This window comes from Amycolatopsis sp. NPDC049868, assembly GCF_044461365.1.
Taxonomy (GTDB): Bacteria; Actinomycetota; Actinomycetes; order Mycobacteriales; family Pseudonocardiaceae; genus Amycolatopsis.
The window spans coordinates 2,637-22,580 of sequence record NZ_JBITKV010000012.1; the positions used below are offsets into that span (position 1 = coordinate 2,637).

The following is a 19,944-nucleotide window of genomic DNA, read 5'->3' on the forward strand; positions in this document are numbered from 1 at the left end:
GTGGTGGATGGTTCTGGTGAGCTTCAGCTGGTGGTTTTGCCTGATGGGCTTAGTCATGAGCGGGGTTTGGATGGTGCTTGGTCACGGGGGAGGGCCGACGGCGGCGAACTGATCGTCGCCAAGACCGATGGACAGCTGTCGGAGTTGCGGTTGGCGGATGGTTCGAGCGTCGAGGTGGCGCCGGAGAACGAGTTGGTGCGTGACCAGGTCACCGATGAGGTGGTCGCCTATCGGTTGGTGAGGCGTCCAGGTGGTGCGCGGCTGGCCCAGCCCCGCACGTTCCTTCCGAATTCCGACGGTAGCTGGGTCGAGACGGGCGAGCCGGTGCGGGCGGAGAGGTTCGAGGCGTGGCTGGCGGGCGCGAACAAGGCGCATGAGACGGCGCGGATGTTGTATGACACAGCCGCTCGGTCGGGGCTGGAAGTCCCGGAACGGCAACGGCTGGGGAACCTGAGCGACGAGGCGTTGAAGGACATGCTGCGGGGGAGCACCGACGATGTGGTCGCGGCGCTCTACGAGGCGGCACGGCGTCGGGATGGCGTGGCCTTGCGGTGGACGCAGATCGCGGCGTCGAACGCGTTTCAGGAAGCCAAGAACGTCAACATGGCCGCGGGTGAGGGGAAGTCGTGGCTGTTCTTGGTGGACGCGGCGCGTCAGGCGGTCCGTGAGGGTGTGGATGCGGTGCAGGTGATCACCACTCGGGCGAACCTGGCTGATCGTGAGCTCGAGCACTACGTTGATCTGCTGGGGTCGCTGGGGTTCGCGGTGCATCGGATGGATCCGGACAAGGTGCCGCCAGAGCCGGTCGCGGGACAACCCACGATCTTCATCGGGACACATCAGGACGTCGCTTTCACCTACTTGAAGCAGGGGCTGGTCCCGGGACAGCGTTCCGGGGAAAAGGCTTCCGGGCGCATCGTGGCCCTTGTCGATGAGATCGATGAGGCGTTCGTGTATGCGAATCTCAGTTTCATCATCAGTGACGGTGCGGGGGACGCGGCATCTGATGAGGTCGCGGCGGTGGTGCGGTGGGCCAGGGAGTTCCTTGTTCAGCAGCTGGAGGACGGAGGGCTGACGGCGGAGGATTTCGGCCGTATGCCAGGGCAAGTGTTGGCGGAGTCCGGTGGGCCCGCGGCGCTGACCGAGCAGGGGGCCGCCAAGGTCGCTCGGGTGCTGGGCAGGGAACTGGACGAGGCGGGGCGCCGACGGTTGGACATGGCGGCCACCGCACACTGGGAATACCGCGACAACCGTCATTACGTCAACGATCGCGGGAAGATCCTCATTCTCGACCAGACCACGCATGCGGTGCTGCAGGATCCCGAGACATCGATGGAGAGCCGCTGGAACGGCGGGTTGGCGCAGGCTCTCGAAGCGAAGCACGGCCTGAGGATTCGTCACGATACCGACACGAGCAGGAGTATCACCGCTCAGGAGCTGTATGCCCTGGATGTCTATCGCACGGTGGTGGGCGCCTCGGGGACGGCGCTGGGTAAGAACGAACATTTCGCCGAGCTCGGGTTCTCGGGGGACATCGTGGATATTCCCCGGTATTACGCGTCCCGACTGATCACTCATGATGATCATGTCAGTCCGGATCTGGACACGAAACTGGACGCGATCGCCGACGACATCCACGCGATGTGGCAGGAGGGACGTCCGCAGCTGATCCCGACGCATTGGAACGACCTGGTGGGCGATCTGTCCGAGCGGCTCACCGAGCGGGGTGTACCGCATACGGCGGTGGACGCCCGGTGGTTCCTGAACCAGGGTCTCGACCACGAGGCGGCGTTCAAGGACGTGCTCGCGCGGGCCGGGAACGAAAACCGCGTCCTGGTGATCAACATGCAAGGCAACCGAGGTGTTGACATCCAGCTCAGCGACGCGGTCAAGAAAATGGACGGGTTGCGGGTCAGGGGGACCGCGCATTCGGCCATCTCTCGCGACATCGACATCCAGCTTGCCAACCGCGCGGCCCGCAGTGGTGACCCAGGGGACGTCATCTTCTACACCTCGCCAGATGACGAACTGTTCCAGCTCTCCCGCAACGACAACGTCAAACTCGCGATCATCCGCTATGAACAAGCGCTCCCCGAGGCCATCGGGAACGCCGCCGAATCCGCGCCGCACGACACCAACCCCACCACCACACCCGAACATCAGGAACAGCTACACGCCGCCGAGGAAGCACTGCGCGATCTCGTCCGCCCCCTCCAGGACGACGCCGCAGACCGGCTCCGCCCCCACACCGGCCCCAGCACCGCCGACGCCGCCGACACCACCGTCGCCGAAGACTCCGGTCTCTCACAGAGCGAGGTGTTCGGGGTTGAGCCCGGTGTGAGGTTCCCGGCCGCGGCTGTGCCTGACTTCGATATCGAAGAGTTCGACGATGCCGTGCGGGCGGGTGCTGGACCTGTCTATCGTTATGACTCCCTGGAGCCGGGGCAGGTCTTCGATACCGGTTTCCTCCCGCCGGATACCGGCATTGCCGATGTGCCGCCGCCGGCTGAGGCGTCGGTGTTCACCATGGCGGACCCGTATTCGCACGCGCTGCCCGAGGAAGCGGGGCGGTTCCAATATGTGGTCCATGCCCCCGGTGGAATCGTCACCGCACCGGTGGGCGGCAGCGAGGCGGGGGTGCTGTTCCCCGGTGGTATCGAGGCACGGTTCATTCGTGGTGCGTATGAGATCTCCGGTGGTGATCGTGTCCGGTTCATTCCCAACCCGGGTTTCGCCCCCCACCCGGTGATCCCGTCTGCCTCGGTGCGTTTCGATGAGGGTGGTGTCCCTGTCGCCGACGATGATTCCGCTGTCACCGATATCGCCGCCCAGGTTGCTTCGATCGCGTTGTGGCGCCAGGGGCAGGGGTTGCCGCTGCCCGTCATCACCGTCACTGGTTATGAGGATGCGTCGGCCGGTTCGGCGCAGGCCGGTCGTACCGGTCAGCCGCATATCAACAGCACTACCGATGCGCTCACCGATGCCATTGACGCCGCGTTGCGTCGGCTGGCCGGGTCTGATCCGTCTGTGACTGCGAAGGATATGCCGGTCACGGCGGTTTCCACCGGGCTGCGGCCGCCGGGTTTCGCGACGTCGCCTTCCACGCTGGTGTCCCATGTTGTCACGGTTTCGGTGGATCCTAATCCTGTTCGCGGGCCGACGTTGACTTTCGCCGACCGGCGGCCGCCGTCGGCGGCGGTGCTGCCGGAGTGGCGTGGTTTGGTCGATGTGGCGAAGGCCCGGCTGGCGGTGCTGAGGGAGACGGACGGAGCCCGCTATATCGAGGTGATGAGGCAGGGGTTTGCTGTTGCGGGGGCGTCGGACGCCACCAGGCCCGGTCGTACTACTCCTGTCTGGCGTGAGCTCTACGATGATTTCGCCGAGGTCGTGGCCGCCGAGCTGCTGGATTCGTGGGATCACGCCACTGGTGACCCTGCTCCGCAGAGCCTTGACGACGCCCGTGAGTTCGCCCGTGGATGGCGGGAACGGCTGGGGATCCCGGGATCGACCGGTGGACTGCCCGGCGGCGCCCCGCACAACCGCCCACAACTCGACGACAAGCCCCACACCACCGGCGAATCCTCAAACTCCGCGCGTCCGGACGCTGAGCCCGCAGTGGACGAGACGGCTGAGTCACGAGGACCAGGGAACGGCTCCGCGGATTCCGGTCCGGAGGCGTCACTGAGTTCGGTGGTATCGGCGTTTGCGAGGTCGTGGGCGTGGCAAAACCGAGCCGCCGAGGCGTTGGCCCGGTTGGCGAAGGAGAGTCCAGAGCAGCGTAGCGAGCTGATAGCGAAGGCAATGGGCATGTTGCGGCCGCCCGGGACACCGAAGGCGGCAGCGGAGCAGGTGCCGGTCAGCGCTGAAGCCGCTCATGTTGTGGCGGCCGAGGTGTTGCTGGGTGGGCGGACGCCTCGCGCGGCCGGGAGGCTCGCGAGGACACTGCGGGACGCGTTGTGGTTGCCGGGTAGCCCTGGCGCTTCAGGGGTCATCGGGCCGCCACGGCCGGGTTCGGTCGAGGCGACCGCGGCGGCCCTGAGGGAACGGCTGGGAACGGTGCCGTCGTTGGAGACGACGGTGGCGCACGAATGGCGTGAGCTGGTCCAGTCGGCTGTGGGCCAGGTCGAGTCATTGGAGAAGGAACAGCGTACGGCGGTCCTACGGCGCGCGACAGAGATCGCGGGGGTGCCGGACCCGGGGAGGCTCGTGCCACGTGAGTGGCGGCAGCGGCGGGACGAGTTCGTGCGCGTGCTCGCCGCGGAGCTGCTGGACGAGCGTGGACAGTACACGGGCGCCGAAAGTCGGGAGAGGTTCGAGGCTGTCCAGCGGATCGCCGAAGAATGGTGGAGCAACCTACGGATGCCAGGGCACACACCGGGGTTGGGCTCGGCGCGGGAAGCCACGACGGACGAACAGGCCCGGATCGACGCACTCAAGGATGACCTGGACGAGATCGTCGGGACCCGGGCACCTCCGGCGGAAACGACCGAGGCGGACGGCACCGAAATCACCGTCGGTCATCTTCGCCGGCTCCTTGCGTCTGAACTGCGTGAAAGCCGTCTTGAGGGGCTGGTGAGGTTCAACACGACCCTCCAGCCGGTGTCGTTGACGGAGATCTTGACCAAGATCGCGCCGGACGTCCAAGGCTGGCGGAAGATCGAGGAACTCCAGCGGGATCTCGGACTGAACCCGTTGAAGTACCGGGGTGAGGGCAGGTATCTCACCGTCACGAGCCTGGACGGGAAGAAGTTCGAGCTGCGGCTCCGGACGGAGCTTGACTGGGGAAGCAAGGAGCTGAAGCCGGTCAGGCCGGGCAGGGACCTCCGGACGCTGAAGTCAAAGAACAAGAACGCACTCTCGACACACCACTACGTCGGTTTCGACAATTCCTTGGCGCCGACCATCGCGAACTCGGCCTTGCCCGGCCCGATCATCGCGGCCACTCCCCGTGTCCCGGTGTCGCCGAACCAAGAGCGGACCACCGAACTGGTGATGGAATACGGCAATTCTTACGTCGTCGGCCTTGGAAGGTCGCACGATGTGGAGGTGCCGCTACGCGTGACCGCGTCGATGGTCGACGAGGACGAGAACAGGGTGATTTCGGAGCACACCGACCCGGATGGCACTGTCACGGCGACCGGCAAGGTGAACGTGGCGGTCCCGCTCGAACTGAGGGGGGCGGCGGATCCGGCCGACGACGTGCTGGCGGTCGCGGGTGGTTTCGGCGTGCCAGACAAGATCGTCAGCGACGCCGGCATCGAGTGGTTGAGTGCCAGGCGAATCCATCGTGTCGAGGGAGCCGGGATCCCGGACCTCTATGCCCTGGCGTCCCTGGAGCTGCACAAGGGCAATGATGGTAAGGACTTCTTCGACCAGATCGTCGACCATCTGCGGGAAGAGCACGGGGGCAGGTTCGACAAGGTGTTCGCAGTCGGGGCACATGGCCGTGAGCTGCTGCGCGGGTTTTTGAGCAGGGACCGAATCCGCAAGGATTTCCACAAGATGTCGGTGCGGGTACCGCTACCGCATCCGGAGTCCGGATGGATGACCTTGGAGCCGTTGTACCCCGGCCGAGGGAAACTGCGCGCGCTGTTCGAGCGCAGGGAATCCGCGCCCCGGCTGCGGATGCGGCTGGTTCCCTTGTTCCTGCTCCGCGACGAGCCCGGTGGCTCGGCGGCGCGGCCGGTCACCGACACCGAAACGCGGCATCACGAAACGAGAGAGGAGCAGGTCGGCTCCCGTCGTCCGGGGCTGGGGGCGTTGGCCGGGTTCGGGGTGGACGTCCCCCCGGTGGCAACGGCGTTCGCCGGTGCGTCCGCCGAGGTCGGGTATGAACGCAAGCATGGAGACTCCCGAGTCGAGTTGGTCGCGCATAAGGATTCTCTCTCGGGCAAGGCCGAAACCGCCGGGGCCCAGGTCGTCTACGGGGTTCAGATTCAGCCGATGGGGTCCAAGTCGGTGTCGCTGGCGGGTGCCGTGACCGCTCATCTGTTCTCCCACTCCGCCTTGCCGGGCGGGCTGGAGGGTGCCGGTGAACAGAGTGACGCAGCGGCTTTCCGCACGGGAGAGGGCCGGGAGGTCTTCGCGCCGGCGGAGATGGAAAGCGGCAAGTTCGTGACGGGCCGGGTGACCGCGGTGAGCCAAGCGGACACGGAGTGGGCGTACAACATCGTCGTGCCGCTGCTGCGGCAGATTCCCCGGGAGCTGAAGGGATACTCACTGCGCGGGAGGACGTTCCTGCGGCAATTCGACGATCCGAAGCTGGCCGACGGGAAGAGCCTGACGCCCAAGATCCAGGACATGCTGTCCCGTGACGAAGAGTTGCGCCAGGCATTGTCACCGCGCGAGGTCATGGCACTGATGAACGTGATCCTTGGCGAGAAAGGGCTCCAGATCCCGTTGAAGCGGAAGGGGTTCGGTCATGTCGACCGCGCCACGGTGGTGTTGCGGGGAACTCAGGGACAGCTGCGGGACGGACCCCGGATCGACCTCGAGGAAATGACCCGCCCGCTGCGGACGAAGGAGACCCAGTCCACGACCTCGTATTCGGGCTCGGAGTGGTCGTGGTCGGTCGGCATGCCCCAAGGCCGCCTTTACCTGAACGCCGTGTCCCATGTGCCGACGTATCTGGTCACCGGGCCGGAGGTGTCCGGCTCGTCCGGGACGTCGTTCGGCGTTACGCGGAGTTCGGGCAGGTACATCGACCGGACGCGGGGTGATGGCCTCGACGAGGACGGGAACCTGGCTCCGCCGAGTATGGTTCAGTTCGAGTCGGAGGTGGAATTCACGCTCAACGTGCTGGCTTCGGTGAAGCAGAACGAGGGGCTGCGCCGGGTCACCTTCGGCAAGCCGGGCCGGAGCGTCCCGAAAAGCAAGGACATCACCAAGGATTTGCCATCGGGCGTGCTGCGGCGGCGAACCGCGCCGATGCGGTTCCTGGTTCCCGGGAACCTGACCACGGCCGAGGCGCCAGAGCCTTGGCCTCAGGTGCCGTCCTTCGATCCGGCTGACGCGCATGAGGTCGGCCCGGAGCCGCTGGACCTGCCGGCATCGGTGTTCGACAACGTCGAAATCGTGTCTTCGCCGGAGACCTTCAAGATCCAGGAAATGGCCAAGCGCCTGTTGACCGAGGCGTCCGGCGGTGACCCGATATTCGAGTTCGAACCGGGGAAGATCGACACCATCATCGCCCGCGACCTTTCCCCGGCTGCCCTGACCGACGACCCTGGCCTGTTCGCGCGGAGGAAGCTGGTCGAGGGGCTCAACCACAAGCGCCGGACGGAAACCCGCGTAGGCACGGTGGAGTTCGCCTTCGCGCCGGCGATCTCCCGTCTCGAAGCGACACGTGAGGAGTATCAGCAGCTCGTCGTCGAGCAGGTGGGTGCCAGTGGATACGAGACTGGGCGGAGTCGTGGGACGGGGGCGAAGCTCAAGACTGCGGTCGTCTTCGTGCCCAGCAACCAGCAGACAGTGAACGTGGCGGCGGGCGACAGCGGCGACGCGAGTACCGGCGGCGGGAACACGGCCGTCAACCCGCTGGGGTTGCTGGTGTTCAACCTCTCCCCCCTGACAGCCGGCACTAACAAAGCGGTTACGCACAAGCAGATGGGTGTCGAACGGTTCACCGACGGGGGTCTGCCCGAACCACGGCTCCTCGCGGAGGTGGCGGTCACGGTCAAGGGCATCGCGCAGGTGGACACCACGAATCCGCTGACGCTGGGGCTGACCAAACCGGTTTCGCGGCGGGCCGGTGGCGAGGTCACCCTCCCGATGAAGGTTTGGCTAAGCCGCAAGCAGCTGTACGCGATGTTGTCGCCCGAACAGCTGAGCCGGCTTCGTTCCGATCTTGATCTCTGGGAGCTCCTGTTCGGCCACGAGTTCGATCATCTGCTCAGCGAGGACGAGACGACACCGCGGTCCCGTGTCCCGTCTTCGTCGGAGCGGATGCTGCCGACGCCTTTGTCGTTGCGAGAGAACGGTTCCGCCGCGCCGTCGCTGGGGCTGAGCGGTATCACCGAGCGTATCGACCTGAACCATTTGGCCGGTGAGCTGCGCAGCCAACTGGAGACCAGCCTCGGCGCGGACGTCGCGCATCGGTTGCTGCCGGTGCCGCTGATCGAGTTCGGCAACGCCAACCACCGCAAGACCCTCGACTTCCTGACTGCGGTGAACCGATCGATCCACCATCTGCTCAACGGCCGGATGGTCGCTCCGCTCCGGCTGGAGGACCGGATCAGCGGAAAGACCTACACACTCGCCCTCACCGCCACCCGCCGGGAAGGCGGCGACCACCGCCCCGCACTGCGGGATGTGCGGTTCCGGGGGGTCGAGCACAAGACGAAGCTCCGTGCCCGTGCCCGTGTCTTGGCCGAGACCGAGCGGGTCGGTAAACGAAGCCGGACGGCTTTGACGTTCGTCGCCGCTTTCCGCGGTGCCCTCGGCGTACGTGAGGTCGACCAGACCGCCCCTGATGAGGCGCAACCGACGACCGGCCAGGGGCCGCCGATGGGGACGGTGGGCGCCGGCCAGCTGAGCCAGTTCAAGATCGGGAACCGGGAGCGGAAAAAGTCCCGGACCACCAAGTCCCTTGGCGACACGAGCGGGTATGGCGGCGTGGGCCCGGTTCTGTCCTATCTCGGGACGCTGGAAATCACCGCGAGCATCGAGCGGCACGGCACCGAGTACGCCTCGGCGACGCATACCGAAGAGGTGAATTTCGGCCAGCTTCCCCACATCTCGTTCCCACCGCCAAAACAAGGTCAGCTCGGTTTCACCGGTGAGCCGGTGCGCATCCCCGACGCGGAGCGAACCCGGGCCGGCCTGGATCACTGGCGGGCCCAGCGCGACGACGGTGTGCCGACGGCGCAGCCGCCTCCGTTCGGCACCCGCGCCGTCGAGAACTATTTCGGTGACCTGGCGCGGCTCAAGGACGTCGCAAGGGAAGCACTGGTGGATGCCGACGTCCCGATCACCCGCGAGATCGACAACGCGCTCGACTCGGTGATCACCTCTCCGATGGTCACCAACCGGCTGTCGGAGGACATCGTGTCGGCGGGCTGGAAGGTGCCGCTTCCCGGAGGGTACGTCCTGGAAGTGCACGGGAGGATGGTCGACTCCCGGTTCGCGAGCGTGGGCGACGCCGCGGTCACGGGACTGCGAAAGGAATCATACAAGTCGAATTCCGAGGTCACGACCGGTAACACCTTCGAGATGAACCGGCCGGACGCCCTGTTCGTCGCCGGCACCCAGCATCCGGCGGGGGCGGACAGCCGGTCGGAGGGCAGGGGCATCGGCCAAAGCAACCAGGTGACCTCGATCAACGAGGTCAAGGGCATCGAGGCGCCACCATCGGCGAAACTCACTCACGCCGGGACACGCGCGGACCACTCCACTACGGACCCGGCCTACCTCGGCACCGCGAAGGACGATCTTTCCCAGGTGCGGCTCCTCGATCTCGAATTCACGGTCGTGGTGGCCAAGGCGAAAGCACCGGACACGTTCCTGTCCGGCGTCCGGTTCCCGGTCACCGACGGAGCCGGGATGCGCATGCTCAACGATGTCGCCGAGGCTCTCACCGGCGATGTGCTGCCGTCCGGCCTCAAAGCGGCAGCGCGGGATCTTCACTACAGGGGCCAGGCGTGGACGAGCGCGGTACTCCAGCAGCGGGGCCGGGAGGAGGCCGTCCGCAAGGCGGAACGGGCGCAGGACGAGGAGTGGACGCGCGACGTCGGACAGCGTGCCGAGATCAACGAGCAGCTCGACGGTGCCCAGCGCAGGGTCGTCGAAGCGCGCATGCGATTCGACGAGACACAGCGGGAGCTGCTCGCTTCGGCCCAGGAGGAAGCGCGAAAGAGCAACGACGGCACAACGGCGCTCGACGCGATACGGCAGCGTCCGCGTCGCGACGCCCGTGCAGAAGCCCGTGACAATCTCGCCGAGGCCGAAGCACACCTACGGCGGCTGCGCGACAAGCTGCACAAGGTGACGATCCGGCAGCCCGACCGCCGCCTGTTCGATGCCTTGGCCGAGGCTGAGGCGGCGCTGCGGGACGCCGAAGCGCGCTCACAGGAGGCCGAAGAGCGCTGGTGGGGCGCCAAGCGCCGATACGACGAGGAGACCGAGCGGAAATACCGGCAAGATGCCGGCAACCGCCGGATGCGGGCCGAGAACGACAAGCGGTCGCTGGAGCGGATCGCCGCGGCGAAGGCCGAAGTGGATCGCCTGGTGTCCGCTGCCGGGCCTACGACTACGGAGCAGCACGCGGCGGCCGAGGCCACCCTGCGCGACCTGTACTCGGCACACGCCTGGGGAGTGACTCGCGGTCTGCGGGAGCCGAACGCGCCCGCAGCACGGCCGGCGCCTACCGCCTCGGTGTTCAAGACGCTGAAGACAGAGGTGGCTAAGGCGGCGCAAGAGGTCGAGACACTGCGTGGAAGGCACGACAGCCTGAAGGTGGAACTGGCCCGCACCGCGAACGCGGCGATGGACGGCAGCTCGCAGCGGGACCTTGTCCAGGCCAAGCTGTCGCGGCTCCTGGTGGCGCAGCATGAGCTCGCCCGGCAGCACATGGACGCGTCCGAACGGCTGGCGCGGGCGGAGGCGGGCTTGCGGCGAGTACGCGTCCGGTTCGACGACGGGACGGAGCCGGGGCAGGAAGCGCCCGTCAAGACGAGCGGGACCACACCGGGGCGGCCGGCTTTGGTGGGTGCGTCACCCGGCGCCTTGACCAGTGGCGGTCTCTCGGTCGAGGAAGCGCTCCGTCAGAAGTGGCGCGACGAGAGGGGTGTCTCGACACACCCCGGGTGCCCCCATGGAAAGGTACGCGGCTGGGACGTGTTCAGCTGCCACTGCGACCGCTGCCTGACCGCCAAGAGAAACGACAACTACCGGCGGTTCCCGGAAACACCCGATGACTTCCGCGAATTCTCTCTTACCCGAAGTGGGCGTGAGGCGGAGGGGACATATCGTCCGGAGCAGGGACGAACAGGCGGGCCGGGGCCGCATTTTCGAGGGGCGGATGGCTCTGGCCGGAACGAAGGTATCGAGCACGTGGTGTTCTGCGCTGCGGCGCAGAACGAGTTGCCGCGGCGGGAACGAAAGCGTCTCCGGGAATTCCTCGATGATTTCTGCGAACGTTTCCCGGAGCATGATGCCGCAGGCGGCCGACGACCGGTCATCGAGATTACCGGTCCTTATGCCGACCTGGTCGGCAAGATCGCGGCGGAGAAGGGCGTTGCCCACACTATCGATGAGGGAGGCGGTCGCCCCGCACACACCGACCTTCGCGTCCGGCACACCGCTGACCAGGTGTGGATCGCCGATTTCGCCGGCCGGATCATCGGTGACGTCGACAGGTGGCGCCAGTTCGGTTATCCGCCACCCACGGTGACACTGATCGGCGACTATGGCGCGCCGATAGCGCGGCACCTCGCCGCGTACGGCGACGACCAGTACCGCATCAAGACCTCCGTGTGGCCCGAGGGCAGTCAGTTCAGGACGGAGGTGCGGATCGCCTGGAACACCGAACACCCCGAAGGGGAAGCGGACGCTTCTCTTGATCTTCTGGCGGATCGGGAACCCACAATCGATGAGCAGGCCAAGATCATGGGACTGGTCGCGAACCTGAACGCGGCCATGAACCGGCCTTCGGAACTCCGGCTGCCGGTACCCGGATCGTTGACGATCCGCGGCCCCGCCGGAGCGCTCGTCGCCGGTCTCCTGCACACGCACTCGATCGACCCGAGGATCAGGATCGACTTTGGCGCCCCGCACCCTGCCGGCGTCACCACTGTCCACGTGGGCTGGAATCCCCCTGGGATCACCCACTACGTAGCGACTGCGGAGACGATCGACGGCATCGCCGACGAGATCAACGCGGTCGCGCGGGCCCGGTCGCGTGAAGGCTTCCGGCTGCACAACGTGAGCGTGCCCAACCCCGATGTCGCGGCGGCTCTGAGGGCTCGTGGTGTCCGTGACGTCTTGGCGACAGGGAACAGGAACAACGACACGAGTTTCACCGTCGACTGGGCACTCCAGGAACTGGTGTTCGGCCACGCTTCCGAACTGCCTGAGGCATACAGGGGCGAAATCGCCGATTTTCTTCGCGACCGCTACCACCCGCAAAGATGGGCTCGCGACGCGTTGGGGCAACAACCGCCGACGGTCTGGATCACCGGCCGTGGTGCCCGGGCGGTCGCCGCGGAGCTGGAGAAGAATGGGGTCACGCCCGAGGTGGCGGAAGGAGACGGCCGGGCGGATGGCGCCGACGTCTATGCCGACCTGGCGACGCCCGGAAGGCTGGACCATTCACTGACGTTCGACTTCCCCGCGCGTCCGCATGCGAGCCTTCAGGTGGTGTATCCACTGGATGACTCCGAGTTGAGTGGAGGGGACGAGGCGGCTCTCGCCGAGCTGGGCGGAGATCTCGCCCAGCTCAATGCCGACCGGTCCGTGCTGGGTGGTGATCCTCCCGGTGTGCTGGTCGTCGGTGGCAAGGCGCAGGAGGTGGCGCGCAGCCTGGTGGACGGAGCCAGGCCGGTGTCGGACCGTCTGGCGGAGACGGCTCGGCAGAGGGCTGCGGCAGCTGGGTTGGAGCCGGCCACCTCGGACGGGTATGCCGTGGTTCCTCGGACCGTGCCGGTGGGCAACCCCGGCACCGCGGTGGTTCACCTGGACTGGGGCCTGGCGTATCGCAGTCCTGACGAGGTGGTCGTCCGGCTGTCGCAAGGTGCTGACGGCACCACCGTGCCGGATGGTAACAGTACCGCCGCGCTGGTGTTGCTCGCCGTGGACGTGAACCAGGCGAGGGTGACCGGCCGGCTGAATGGCGCGTCACAGCCCTCTGTCAGGGTCCGCGGCGACCGCGACCTCGCGGGGAGGGTGATCGCCGCTCTCGGTCACCACCGGATCAACGCCCGTTACGACGCGGCGGCTCCGGCCCGCGCAGGGTTGGAGCCGGGAACTGTGGCCGTCCACATCGATCGGGCGGGACAGGGCCATGTCACCGCGTCCGCGAAGCCGAGTGCCCGGCTCTGGGATGTCCTGGACAGCGCGCCGCAGGTCGTTTCACTGGAGAGCTTCGGCGGTGACCTCAGCACCGCCCGTGAGTTCATGCGCGTGTTCTATCCGACTATTCCGGATGTCAACCCCGGCAAACTGGAGTACAGGTGCGGGCCGGCCACCGTGCAGGCCGACAACGCGATACGCGCCCACGAGACGGGGTCTGACGCAAGGTTCACCGTCGACGGGCCGGAACGATCGATCACGACCGCGGCCGTTGAACAGTCGCTGGGCGGTGGCACCTATAGGTGGATGGCCGGAGGCTACGACGAGGTCAGGGAGTTCATGACGGCCCGTCCGGGCGCGCGGGGCTCGGTCGTGATGCCAGGTGAGAGCGAGGGATTGGGGCACGCCGTCATCGTGCACCACAACCTGGGCCTGCGGCCCCGGTTCGGTGGCGGCGAGAGTGGGGCGACCACCTTCCTGGACGCCACTGTCGGGTTGCCCGCGCAACTCGAACCGGGGCCGGTGTGGTTCATGCTGCACCCTGTCTCGGATCAGTTCCTGTCTGTGCCTCAGGAGCCGCGAGGGGACGTGGGGGATAGGCGTCGTCCGGATTGGGTGGGGGTGTCTGGGGATGAGTTGGGTCGGTGGGGTGGGGAGCGGGGGGGTAAGCGGTCTGTTGTCGGGGATGACGATCCCGGGGTTGGGTCGTCCAAGCGTGCACGTCGTCAGGAGCCCGGTGAGGGTGTTGAGTCGTCGTCTGGGGCGGTTGGTGATGTGTGGGCTTCGGTGGCGGCGTGGGAGGCGGGGTTTGATGTGGATCTTCCTGGGGTGGGTGAGAATTTTGGGGGTTGGCCGGATGCTGGTGTGTCGTTGGATGAGGTGGGGTGGGGGGTTGAGGGTTGGGATGAGCAGTGGCGGTCGGGGTCAGCGGATGAAGGTGGCGGTTCTTCTGAGGGAGTTGACGGGCTGGTGGGGGGTGGTGAATCGGCTGATCCGGTGTCGAGTCGCCGCGAGCAGGTGATTTGGCAGGTGAAGCCGCCGTCGGATGGTTCGGGGTGGAGTGCTGCGCATGAGGCGGGGGTGGCCAATCTCAGTGAGTATCTTGCGCGGATCAATGCTGTTCGTGAAGAGCTGGCTCGTAGAGAGCTGAAGTTGAAGCCGGTGGATATCCGGCCGGTGGATGTGCGTGTGTTCGGTGGTGAGGCTGAGTGGCTTGCCGAGCACTTCGCTCGGCACAGGGTTGAGGTTGCGGAGGTTGCGGCGGAGGGGGCGCCTGGTGTGGCCGAGGTGCGGATCGGGCTGGATCCGGGTGCTTATCCGGTCAGGCAGAGGGTGACGGTCGACTCCCTGGCGCTGGTGGATGGTGTTCTTGTTCCTGTGACGTGGTTCACGAGCGCCCTTGTGCGGCTGGCCGCGCAGGTTCTTGAGTCCAGGGTTGTCGATCAGTTGCGTGGGCAGCCGGCTCCGGTTGTGCGTCTTGAGGGTGGTCGTGACGCGGTCGATGCAGTTATCGGTGTTCTGGCGAGTTATGGCGTCAGCGCGGACGGGATTGTCCGGCCTCGAGTTTACGGAGAGGATGGCGACAAGGCCGTCGTTTCCTGCAAGCGTACGGACAATCAGGGCTTGAAACGCGGGCCGTATCAGGATTGTGGCGGCCACAAACGCTACAGGAACCATTGTCGCTGCATCGATTGCACGGAAGGCTGGCGCCTTCATGTCAACGCGAAAAAGCTGGAAGGGGCAGGGCGCGCCATGCCCGCCCGGAGCGCTCAGGACCTCCCTGCGGAAAGCGATGTTCCGGCGGGGCAGCACGAACAGGTCGAGGCGAGACCGTCCGAGCAGCCCGGACTTGGCGAGGAGCAGGTTCGTCTGCCGGAACGCGTAACTGGGCAGGGGCTCGGTGAGGGGGTTTCTCGAGGGGGTGATCCGCTGCGGACTTCCGCGTTGTCGGATGACCACCCGGCTGAGTGGCCGCGGGGGGTGACTTGGCAGGTGAAGCAGCCGGAGGACGGTTCGGGGTGGAATTCCGCGCATGAGGCGGAGGTCGCCAATTTCAGTGAGTATCTTGCGCGGATCAATGCTGTTCGTGCGGTGCTGAAGTCCAGGCCGGTGGATGTGCGTGTGATCGGTGGTGAGGCTGAGTGGCTTGCTGAGCACTTCGCTCGACATGGGATTGAGGCCGCCGAGGTCGTGGTGGGGGGGACGTCTGGTGTGGCCGAGGTGCGGATCGGACTGGATCCAGGCGGCCATCCGGTCAGGCAGAGGATCAATGTCGGTTCCTTGGAACTCGTCGATGGTGTTCTTGTTCCTGTGACGCGGCACCTGAGCGCGTTTGTGCGGCTGGCCGCACGGGTTCTTGAGTCCAGGCTCGTCGATCAGTTGCGTGGGCAGCCGGTCCCGGTCGTCCGTCTTGAGGGGAGTCGTGACGCGGTCGATGCCGTCATCGGCGCTCTGGAGAGTCATGGCGTCGGTGCGGACGCGATTGTCCGGCCTCAAGCCTACGGTGCGAACGGGGACAAGGCCGTCGTTCTCTTCGAGCGTACGGACAACAAAAGGCTGAAACGCGGGCCGTATGAGGATTGTGGCAGCCACAAGCGCTACAGGAACGGGTGTCGTTGCGCCGATTGCACGGAAGGCTGGCGCTTTAATTTCAAGGCGAAGAACCTGGAAAGGGGGCCCGGACTTGGCGAGGAGCAGGTTCGTCTGCCGGAACGCGTAACTGGGCAGGGGCTCGGTGAGGGGGTTTCTCGAGGGGGTGATCCGCTGCGGACTTCCGCGTTGTCGGATGACCACCCGGCTGAGTGGCCGCGGGGGGTGACTTGGCAGGTGAAGCAGCCGGAGGACGGTTCGGGGTGGAATTCCGCGCATGAGGCGGAGGTCGCCAATTTCAGTGAGTATCTTGCGCGGATCAATGCTGTTCGTGCGGTGCTGAAGTCCAGGCCGGTGGATGTGCGTGTGATCGGTGGTGAGGCTGAGTGGCTTGCTGAGCACTTCGCTCGACATGGGATTGAGGCCGCCGAGGTCGTGGTGGGGGGGACGTCTGGTGTGGCCGAGGTGCGGATCGGACTGGATCCAGGCGGCCATCCGGTCAAACAGACGGTGAATGTCGATTCCTTGGATCTTGTCAATGGCATTGTCACTGCAAGGGTGCGGGCGCCCATTGCGCGGCTCGCGGCACGGATCCTTGAGTCCAGGCTCGTCGATCAGTTGCGTGGGCAGCCGGCTCCGGTCGTCCGTCTCGAGGGCAGTCGTGACGCGGTCGATGCCGTCATCGGCGTTCTAGAGGGTTATGGCGTCAGCGCCGACGCGATTGTCCGGCCTCGAGCCTACGGCGCGAACAGGAACCAGACTGTCTTCTACTTCAAGCGTACGGACAATCAGGGGTTGAAGCGCGGGCCGTATCAGAATTGTGGCGAACGTGCGCGTTACGCTCACGGCTGCCGCTGTGTCGACTGCACGGACAAAAACCGCCGTTATGTCAACGCGAGGAAGGTGGAGAGGCGCACGGCCGCGCCCGTCGCCGCGGAAGGCGATGTTTCGGCGGGGCAGGCTGGTGCGGGAGAGATTCGGATCGGGGCGACCGGGGACGAGCCGGATCGGCCAGCCGGGCAACGGACGGCTCGCGGGGATGAGGATCCCGGAGTTGGGTCGTCTAAGCGTGCACGTCGTCAGGAGCCCGGTGAGGGGAGCGCTCATCGGGAGCCGCCGGGGCAGGAGCGGCCGGTGGAGGAGTGGCCGGATCTGACCTACTTCAACGATGCGTTTCCGAGCGTTCCAGAGTGGGGAGTGCTCGGCTGGGAGGAGTTCGGAAACGCCCCGGATTGGGCGGTTCCGGAGGAGTCGGGAGTCGTATCACAGCAAGGAGTGCCCAGCGATGCTACCGGTACGTCCGCTTTCGGTGCTGCGGAGCACGATGTTCCGGTACCTCCGGGGGAGGAGTTCGGCCTCGATCTTCCTGGTGTGTCCGAGGACGTTCAGGCTTGGGCGGCTTTCGCGGGGGCTGATTCTTCGTGGGGAGCTGCGGAGAGTGGGTTAGCGGACTGGGACCCGGGGCTTGCGGAGGAATTGCCGGGCCGGTCTTGGGAGGGACTGGCGTTGGCGGAGGGGACGCAGTGGGGTGCTGCGGTCGCCGAGGGGGTTGGTGCGGATCGTTCCGGTCGGGATGAGCATGTGGAATCGACTGATTCTGCGTCTTGGCATGGTTCTGTGCAGGGGTGGGATATGTATGGCTGTGAGTGCAGTCGGTGCGAGATGGCCAAGAGTCATCACAACTGGCGGCATTACAAGAACGAGCGCAAAAATTACCGGCCTCATTGGCGTAATAGGAAAGGTGAGTCATTTCATCCGTTCTGCCCCCATGGTGAACCCGCAGCGTATAAAAATTTCGGCTGCACCTGCGACGACAGGTGCTCCGGCCTCAACAGCGAGTCGGTTCAGGCGGAGCGGCGAGCGAACCGCCATCAGCGGCGAGGGCGAAACGACACGCAGCTCTCGTTGCCTCGGGTCGTCGTCGGGGGAACGCATGCTGCTCTTGAGTTCTATCTTCCTGCGGCGCATGGTGCGTTGACTGAGGAGATCAAGTCGGCTGCTATCGGTTTTGCCTTGAGCTTCGATCACGATGGCGAGGGGGATCGTCGAGCTGAGGTCACTGGTCCCTATGCGGATCTGGTTCGGGATCTGTTGAGGGATTGGCGTGTGCCGAGCGTGATTCTTGAAGGGGAGGGGCGTCAATGTTTCACGGACGTCCGTATGGGTGTCGGACCGGGTGAGGTGGATGTTGTCGGTGGTGAGCGGAGCAGGCCACCTCGGGAATCACGGCGTGGTGGGCACCTGGCGCAACTGCCGCAAGCCTTGACATGGCGGGTGGCGCGACCGTCGACTGGTGGTCTTGAGGATGAGGTCAGAGGGTTTGCTGAAGACCTTGCGCGGGTTGAATCTGTTCGTGTGCGGGCTGGGATCGATCCGGTGGACGTGCGTGTTTTCGGTGGCGAGGCCGAGTGGCTTGCGGGGCATCTCCGCGAACATGGGTTTGAAGTTTCCGAGGTTGTGGCGGAGGGGGAGCCCGGTGTGGCCGAGGTCAGGATCGGCCTGGACCCCGGTGGCTACTCGATCAAGAAGAGCGTGCCGGTCTCACTCCTTTCTCTTGACGGCGGCGAACTCGTTCCCACTGGTCCCAGCAGGGATACGCTATTGCGGTTTGCCGCGTGGGTCCTTGAGGCCAGGGTGGTGGACCGTGTGTGGGACCAGTCGGCTCCGGTTGTCTCGGTCACGGGTGGTCGTGACAAGGTCGACATTGTCACGAGGGTTCTTGAAATTCATGATGTTCAGGCGGCAGGCATTGAGCTGCGACGCGAATACAACAACGAGCGTGCGACTATTGTCAGTGTCAAGCGGGCGAATTACAAGGGCATGCAACAGGGGCCTTATGACGACTGTGGTCAACGCGGGCGTTTCGTTCGCGGCTGCCGCTGCGACAAGTGCGCCGCCGCGGAGGCGGGTTACCAACGCGAGTACAAAAGTCGTATGCGTGGGCGTCGCGCGGTGAGGGATGCCGGTCCGGTGGAGGATGCGGCCGCTGTGGAGGTTGAGGTGGTGGGGGAGAGGGCTGTCGGGGCTGTGCAGGGTTCTGGGGTGGGGGTGTTGCCATCCTATATGGGGACGTTTGGTGAGATTTCTGATGATCGTGGAGGGCTTGGTGTTGGGGTGCGGTCGGTGTTGGATGGTTTGTCTGGTTCCGGATCGATGGTGTCGCGGGAGAGTTTTGATAGTCCTGAAGATGCTGAGGAGTTCATGGATTGGTTTTATGGGCATGCTGTGGTGAATCGCGTGTCTTATGGTTCGGGACCTGATTATTTGTTCAATTGTGCTCCGGCTGTGGTGCATTTGGCGAATACGATTCGGTCTTGGGGTGCTGGCGTGCGGGGTGTTGCGGAGGTGCCGGGGGCGGGGGAGGCGCTTCCGACGTCGGCGTTGGAGCGGGTGGCTGGTGTGGGCGCACGGTTCTTGCCGGTGGCGGGGGGTTATCGGGCGATTGAGCGGGATTTGCTGGGGCGGCCGGGTGGTTCGATGGGGTTGGTGATGACCTCGAGTGGTGATGGTCGTACTGGTCATGCGGTTTTGGCGCATCATCATCCGGGGTTGGGGGCGGTTGTTCTTCTTGATGGCAAGCGAGGGTTGCCTGCTGAGCGGGTGGATCGTGGGGTGGGTGCGCTCACTGGTGTGGTGGATGAGGCGGAGGTGTTCCCTTCGTCGGCGGTGGGTGGTCAGGTTTCGGTGTGGTTCATGCCGCTTCCGGATGTGTCGGTTGTGCCGGGTGGGATTCCTTACCCTGAGGCGACGTCTTCCGAGGCGGAAGATGTGGAGTCTTTGTCGGGGGATGGGCGTCGTCCGGATTGGGTGGGGGTGTCTGGGGATGAGTTGGATCGGTGGGGTGGGGAGCGGGGGGTTAAGCGGGCGGCTGTCGGGGATGGGGATTCGGGGGTGGGGTCGTCGAAGCGTGTGCGTCAAGAGAGTGGAGTGGGTGAGGGTGGCGGTTCTTCTGAGGGAGTTGACGGGCTGGTGGGGGGTGGTGAATCGGCTGATCCGGTGTCGAGTCGCCGCGAGCAGGTGATTTGGCAGGTGAAGCCGCCGTCGGATGGTTCGGGGTGGAGTGCTGCGCATGAGGCGGGGGTGGCCAATTTCCGTGAGTATCTTGCGCGGATCAATGCTGTTCGTGAAGAGCTGGCTCGTAGAGAGCTGAAGTTGAAGCCGGTGGATATCCGGCCGGTGGATGTGCGTGTGTTCGGTGGTGAGGCTGAGTGGCTTGCCGAGCACTTCGCTCGGCACAGGGTTGAGGTTGCGGAGGTTGCGGCGGAGGGGGCGCCTGGTGTGGCCGAGGTGCGGATCGGGCTGGATCCGGGTGCTTATCCGGTCAGGCAGAGGGTGACGGTCGACTCCCTG

1 protein-coding gene (cut by a window edge) is annotated in these 19,944 nt (G+C 65.6%); it reads left to right on the forward strand.

What is annotated here, in order from left to right:
- On the forward strand, positions 1-19,944 hold the beginning of the coding sequence (locus tag ACIBTM_RS35945; protein ID WP_395881616.1) for a hypothetical protein. It continues 20,571 nt past the right edge of the window; 19,944 of the gene's 40,515 nt are visible here — the first part of the coding sequence; it begins with the start codon at positions 1-3; its stop codon lies off the right edge, out of view.